Raw genomic sequence first — 5354 nt, 5'->3', positions numbered from 1 at the left:
CCACAAAAAGAAGCAAATGCACTGCTTGAGCGATTGAAAAATGAGGGGATAGAATCTGCCCAAATCATCGGACACACTGAATCTTTTTTGAAAGATTCCACTACAAAGGCAAGGATTTTTGTAGAATAGTTTATCGTTTGGATTATCCTTGCAAAATACAAGAGACAGCAATTCATAGTGTAGAATCTCGCTTTGGAGCAATCTTTTTCTCCACGAACTTTGCAAGAAAAGCTAGAAAACGAATTATTAAGGAATATTTGGAATCTTATAAGAAAGAATTGTAAGAAATAAGATTCCATAGAGGAATCTTATTGTTTTTAGAGCCTTGATTCGTAGCGACGAAGCATATATAAGCGTTTGAGCATTTTTTTGCGTGCGCTGATTTTTTGCTTTTTGCGCTTTTCAGTTTTTGGTTCAAAGAATCTTCTTGCGCGACTTTCAGTTACAACAAGGTTTCTATCGGCTTGTTTTTTAAACTTTCTATACGCATCATCAAAAGATTCATTTTCTCTGACTTTGATACCCGGCATCTAAATCACCACCTTTGTGTGTAAGATTTAGCTTTTATAAAAAAGCCTCGTATTTTAATATAAAAATTTTAAGAATCCATTAAAATGAATGTAAGAAAATCACCCTAAAGAAAAATAAAGTTTAATTTTTACTTTTATTATGGTAATATTAATCTTTTACTAAAAAATCAAAATATTAGGAGTAAAGATGGTTGAGAATGTAAAGGAACGCTTATATTTCAAGCGTCGTTATGTGATGTATGGAATTACCACAATTCTGTTGTTCTGCATTCCTTTTATTAAAATTAATGGCAATCAGATTTTTTTATTGTCTTTTGACCGCAAACAACTGCATTTGCTAGGGGTTGCTTTTGATATGCAAGAACTTTATCTTATGCCTTTTTTGTTGATTTTAATGTTTTTGGCGATTTTTTTTATGACAACACTTGCGGGACGCGTATGGTGTGGTTGGGCTTGCCCACAGACGATTTTCCGCGTATTGTATCGCGATTTGTTAGAGACAAAAATTTTGGGCTTGCGCAAAAGAATGGAGAATCGCCAATTAGAGCCCGATATGAGCTTGGGGAGCAACAAAGTTAAAAAAGTGATTTCTCTTGTGATTTTTGCTTGTCTTGCTTTGGTTGCAGCGTCCAATTTGATGTGGTATTTTGTGCCACCAGAAGATTTTTTTAACTATATTCAAAACCCTTTAGAGCATAAATATTTATTTATTTTTTGGTTAGGATTTACCATTGCACTCATTGCGATTGTGGTATTTATCAAAGAAAACTTCTGTATTTATATGTGTCCTTATAGCCGTGTTCAGAGTGTTTTGTATGATAATGATACTATTATGACGGTGTATGACTATAAAAGAGGTGGAGAAGTTTTTGATGCAAAAGGGATTAAACTATGGAAAAAGCCTGAAGCACTAAATGCAGAATGCACCGGCTGCGAAGCCTGTGTGAAAATCTGTCCTACACATATTGATATTCGCAAGGGAATGCAATTAGAATGTATTAACTGCCTTGAATGTTCAGATGCTTGCACAAAGGTAATGGGAAAACTCGGTAAAATGACTTTGATTTCTTGGACAAGTCCGCAAAGTATTGAAGACCGACAAAAAGTGCGTTATATGCGCTTTAAAACAATTGGTTATATTGTTGCAATGGTGGTTGTGTTTTCTGGGCTTTTGATGATGAGTTCTAAAAAGGAAGATATGCTTTTAAATATCAACCGACAAGAACTTTATACGATTCGCGATAATGGGCGCGTGGAGAATTCCTATGTTTTCTTGTTTCAAAATACGCAAAAACAAGCTTATGATTTTTATTTTGAGGTGCAAAACAATGCAGAGATTCAAATTAAGCGTCCAAGCAAACCCTTCCGCATAGAAGCAGGCGAGAAATCCAAACAAGTCGTTGTGCTTTATACGGAAGCAAATTTGGCTAAAGATGCGCAAAAAGATACACATATTCCATTAGAAATCAGAGCCTATGCGGTAGATAGCCAAGAGCCTATTGAAGTTTTCAGGAAAAGTGTGTTTATTTATCCACCAAACAAATCTTTGCATTAAGTGATAATAAAGAATCGCAAGCACAAAATTTTGTGTCTTGTGATTTGGATTTTTGAATAAAGGTAAATTATGCAAAAAGGTGGAATTTATTTTTTTCTCGTTATTTTTGCTCTCACATTGTTGGCTTTATTGAAGCTTTATTCTCCATTTTTAATGAATCTATTGATTGCATTCTTGCTATTTATTGCAACACAGAATGTTTATTATGTGATTTTAAAATACATAAAATCTCCGCTTGCTTCCACTTTTCTAATGACTCTTTTGTTGATAATTCTTTGTTTTTTACCTATTTTTTATATTCTTTTAAATTTATTGAATTTGGCAACAAATTTGGAGTTGGGAAATTTTCAAAATTTTTTATTGGATTTACAAATGCATTTGGGAGAATATGGAAAAGAGATTTTTGCTTATCTGCCGGATTTATTGCAAAAGGAAATCAATAATTGGTTGGCACATCTTTCTGGGATTGATTGGACTGAAGTCGCCAAACGTAGCATAGGAATTGTTGCAAAAATTTCTCAAAATAGTTTATATTTTTTGAGTGATACTCTATTTATCCTAGTTTTTTTATTCTTTTTTTATTATTATGGCGGTGCATTGGGTCAGTATTTTTTGGGGTTGATTCCGATTCAGCCCACTTATGTCAAATCTCTTTATGAGGAAGTGAGTGCAGTGATTAGTGTTGTATTTTATTCCTCTATTTTTTCTATGCTTTTGCAAGGCGCATTGTTTGGAATCCTTATGGCGTTTTTGGGTTATAATGCACTTTTGTTGGGTGTTTTTTATGGTTTTGCTTCGCTCGTGCCTGTGGTGGGTGGAAGTTTAGTTTGGTTGCCTGTTGTTGGATATGAATTGTATTTAGGGAATTATAGTTATGCAATCCTTATTACGCTCTATTCTATTATTGTTATCGCAACTTTAGCAGATAATGGCGTGAAGCCTTTTATTATCAGTTTTATCAATCGCGTATTGATAAAAACTCCGCTAAAAATTAACGAAATGTTAATTTTCTTTGCTATTATTGCAGGGCTTACGAGTTTTGGCTTTTGGGGCATTGTATTTGGTCCAGCAATTACAGCGTTATTTATTGCATTGCTTAGAGTTTATAAGATTCTTTATCAAGACAAAGTTTAGACAAGAAATCCGAAATGATTTTGCGATTCTATTTTAAATATAGAGGAAAAAATGACAAAAATAATTCCGCCCAATAGTTTTTTAAATCAAGATTTATCTTTAATTATAGATGTGCGCTCTCCTAGAGAATATGCAGAATCTCATATCGTAGGAGCGCAAAATTTTCCTGTTTTAAATGATGAAGAACATCAGCAAATTGGCACATTGTATCGCACGGATTCTTTCAAGGCAAAGGTTTTGGGTGCTAGTTTTGTCAGTCAAAATATTGCAAAACATTTATTGACTTTAGAGACAATGGTAAGCCCTAAAAAACCCTTTGGAATCCATTGCGCACGCGGTGGTATGAGAAGTCGCGCGTTTTTTATGGTTTTGGAAGCTATTGGTTACCAAGTCGTGCTTTTAGAGGGTGGTTATAAAGCTTACCGCAACGAAGTGTTGAAATATCTTGATAGTTTTCCTCCCCATCGCTTTGTTACGCTTGTGGGTCAAACCGGGAGCGGTAAAAGCGAGATTATTCAAGGATTTCGTGATTCTTTGGATATTGAGGGAATCGCAAAGCATTTAGGTTCAAGCTTTGGCGCAATTTGTGGGGAGCAACCTAGTGTGAAGAGTTTTCAAAATCTGCTTTTTGCTCGTTTGAAAGACTTAGAAAATGCTCCTTTTGTGCTAGTGGAAGGGGAGAGTAAGAAGCTTGGAAATTTGATTTTGCCCACTCCGCTTTATCAATCCTACCAAAAAGCACCAAAGATTCTAATTGTCGCACCTTTGGAGCAAAGGGTGCAAAGAATCGTGGCGCAATATGGTAAAATTTCATTACAATTTTTTGAGGATTCTATGCAAAAAATTTCTCCTTTTATGAAAAAAGAGTTTTGGTATGAAGCCAAAAAAGCTTTTTATGTGGGGGATTTAATGCGTGTAGCGGAGATTTTGCTAGTGGAATATTATGATAAAGTGTATAAAAAAGAATCCTATGTTTGTGCAATTTCTTATCAGAATCTTTCGCAAGTGATTACAGAGATTGAAGCATTTGCTAGAGAATTTTACAACTAAAATCAAAGGAATCGTTTGGATAATTATGAATATGGCGAGTTATTAAAAGAGCTAGAAATTAAAAGACAAAATATAGAAAAAATTATGCAACCCAAACTTTTGGAAAAGCGTATTTTGGAAATCACAGATTTAGAGCAGGCAAAGGAGTTTTGGGAGGATACCAAAAAAGCGGGTGAATTGCAAAAAGAGAAAAAGAGCTGTGAAAGAAAGCTAGAAAAATACAATATGGCAAAGTCTGCATTGGAGGACGCTAAAGAATTGTTTGAGATTTCTCAAGATGATTTGGAGAGCTTAGGGCTACTTTTTGCAGAATCCAAAGAGCTAGAAGAGCAGATTAAAAACGCAGAAATTGAAGTGATGTTAAGCGGGGAATTGGATTCTAATAACGCGATTTTTACAATTACTCCCGGAGCGGGCGGGACGGAATCGCAAGATTGGGCAAGTATGCTTTATCGTATGTATTTGCGCTGGGCAGAGAGAAAAGGCTTCAAGATGGAATTGCTTGATTATCAAGAGGGAGAGGAAGCGGGCTTGAAAGATGTTAGCTTTATGATTAAGGGAGAAAATGCGTATGGATATGCAAAGGTTGAAAATGGAATCCATCGCCTTGTGCGCATTTCTCCTTTTGATTCTAATGCTAAGCGGCATACAAGCTTTACTGCGGTGCAGGTGAGTCCAGAGATTGACGATAATGTTGAGATTGCTATTGAAGAAAAAGATTTGCGGATTGACACTTATCGTGCTTCAGGAGCGGGTGGGCAACATGTGAATAAAACAGAATCTGCGATTCGTATTACGCACCTTCCCACAGGAATCGTGGTGCAATGCCAAAACGATAGAAGCCAACATAAAAACAAAGCCACTGCACTAAAAATGCTAAAATCTAAGCTTTATGAGCAAGAGATTCAAAAACGCGAGGAGAAAAATGCAAGTGAGGATAAAAGTGAGATTGGCTGGGGACATCAGATTAGAAGTTATGTTTTAGCCCCTTATCAGCAAGTGAAAGATTTGCGCTCTAATCTTGCATATAGTAATGTAGAAGCTATTTTAGATGGGGATATTGATTCTATGTTAGAGGGTGTTTT

At 35.5% G+C, this 5354-nt stretch carries 5 protein-coding genes; 4 read left to right on the top strand and 1 reads right to left on the bottom strand.

Going from position 1 to position 5354, the window contains the following annotated elements; genetic code table 11:
* Positions 1 to 317: 317 nt before the first annotated feature.
* Positions 318 to 530: a 30S ribosomal protein S21 gene (rpsU, locus tag Q1553_RS02785; RefSeq protein WP_006803152.1), complete on the bottom strand. Its 213-nt coding sequence runs from the start codon at positions 528 to 530 to the stop codon at positions 318 to 320.
* Positions 531 to 717: 187 nt separating this feature from the next.
* On the opposite strand from rpsU, the gene ccoG reads away from it, so the two are divergent.
* The 4 genes from ccoG to prfB all read left to right on the top strand — a co-directional run.
* Positions 718 to 2085: a cytochrome c oxidase accessory protein CcoG gene (gene ccoG, locus Q1553_RS02780; protein WP_115551593.1), complete on the top strand. Its 1368-nt coding sequence runs from the start codon at positions 718 to 720 to the stop codon at positions 2083 to 2085.
* Positions 2086 to 2154: 69 nt separating this feature from the next.
* A complete protein-coding gene (locus tag Q1553_RS02775; RefSeq protein ID WP_115551592.1) occupies positions 2155 to 3219 on the top strand; it encodes an AI-2E family transporter in 1065 nt (354 codons plus the stop codon).
* Positions 3220 to 3270: 51 nt separating this feature from the next.
* Entirely contained in the window at positions 3271 to 4269 is a 999-nt protein-coding gene (gene mnmH, locus Q1553_RS02770; RefSeq protein WP_115551591.1) for a tRNA 2-selenouridine(34) synthase MnmH, read from the top strand.
* Between the two features lie 15 nt (positions 4270 to 4284).
* Positions 4285 to 5354: peptide chain release factor 2 (gene prfB, locus Q1553_RS02765; protein WP_300842739.1), on the top strand; the 1070-nt coding region annotated here is incomplete at its 3' end.

Source organism: Helicobacter sp. UBA3407 (assembly GCF_949747025.1).
GTDB classification, from domain to species: Bacteria; Campylobacterota; Campylobacteria; order Campylobacterales; family Helicobacteraceae; genus Helicobacter_D; species Helicobacter_D ganmani.
Note: the sequence above shows the minus strand (reverse complement) of the source record. Positions and strands in the feature narration are given on the sequence as shown.

Excerpts from the sequence above, each read along its gene's own strand:
- Q1553_RS02775 (WP_115551592.1), top strand. The coding sequence starts at position 2,155 with ATGCAAAAAGGTGGAATTTATTTTTTTCTCGTTATTTTTGCTCTCACA.
- mnmH (WP_115551591.1), top strand. The coding sequence starts at position 3,271 with ATGACAAAAATAATTCCGCCCAATAGTTTTTTAAATCAAGATTTATCT.
- ccoG (WP_115551593.1), top strand. The coding sequence starts at position 718 with ATGGTTGAGAATGTAAAGGAACGCTTATATTTCAAGCGTCGTTATGTG.
- rpsU (WP_006803152.1), bottom strand. The coding sequence starts at position 530 with ATGCCGGGTATCAAAGTCAGAGAAAATGAATCTTTTGATGATGCGTAT.